An 863-nucleotide genomic window follows, 5' to 3' on the forward strand; every position below is an offset into this window, starting at 1 on the left:
GCCTGCCTGAAGGCGGCGGCCAATGCGGCGGTCGGGGTGCTGGCACTGGCGTTGGCGGAGGCGGAAGCGGCGGCCCGCGCAGATACGGCCCCGGCGGCGCCGCAAACGCTGATCGCGACCATCGAGGAGATGGCCGCGATCTTCGGGCGCGGCCATTATCCGGTGGAGATCGCCCGGCCGCCGGTGCCGCCGGACATGCCTGTCCTGGCCCGGATGGCGGACCTGCTGGCGGTGTTCGCCACGCCCGCGCCAGAACCGGTGCCAGAGCGGGCGCCAGGACCGGAGCAAGAACCGGCTCCCGGAAGGGCACGCGAGACGAAGGGGGGCGGGTTCTTCCTGCCCGACGCCTTCGGCAATCCCGAGCATGTGCGCTATGCCGTCAAGGGCACCGCGTCGGTGATGGTCTGCTATTTCCTGTTCAAGATCCTGGACTGGCCGGGCATCCATACCTGCATCCTGACCTGCTTCATCGTGGCGCAGCCGACGATGGGCGAGATGATCGCCAAGCTGCGCCTGCGCATCGGTGGGGCCGTGATCGGCGGCGCGCTGGGCATCGCGTCCATCATCGTGATGATGCCGCACCTGAACGACGTCGCGTCCTTCCTGGCGCTGGTCTTCGCGGGCGCGCTGGCGGCGGCATGGGTCAAGACCGGGGATGCCCGCATCGCCTATGCCGGGTTCCAGATCGGGCTGGCGTTCTTTCTGTCGGACATCAAGGGGTACGGCCCGACCACGGACATGACCACGGCGCGCGACCGGATCGTGGGCATCATGCTGGGCAATATCGTCAGCTATGTGGTGTTCACCGCCATCTGGCCGGCCAGCGCCCGTGACCGGGTCGCCGGCGCGCTGGGCCGCGTGCG

General features: G+C 69.5%; 1 protein-coding gene. It reads left to right on the forward strand.

What is annotated here, in order from left to right:
- Positions 1-863, forward strand: an 863-nt coding sequence (locus tag HUK84_RS20535; RefSeq protein WP_176641843.1) for an FUSC family protein, incomplete at both ends; no start/stop codon positions are given.

The sequence above is a fragment of the Nguyenibacter vanlangensis genome (genome assembly GCF_013376155.1).
GTDB lineage: Bacteria > Pseudomonadota > Alphaproteobacteria > Acetobacterales > Acetobacteraceae > Gluconacetobacter > Gluconacetobacter vanlangensis.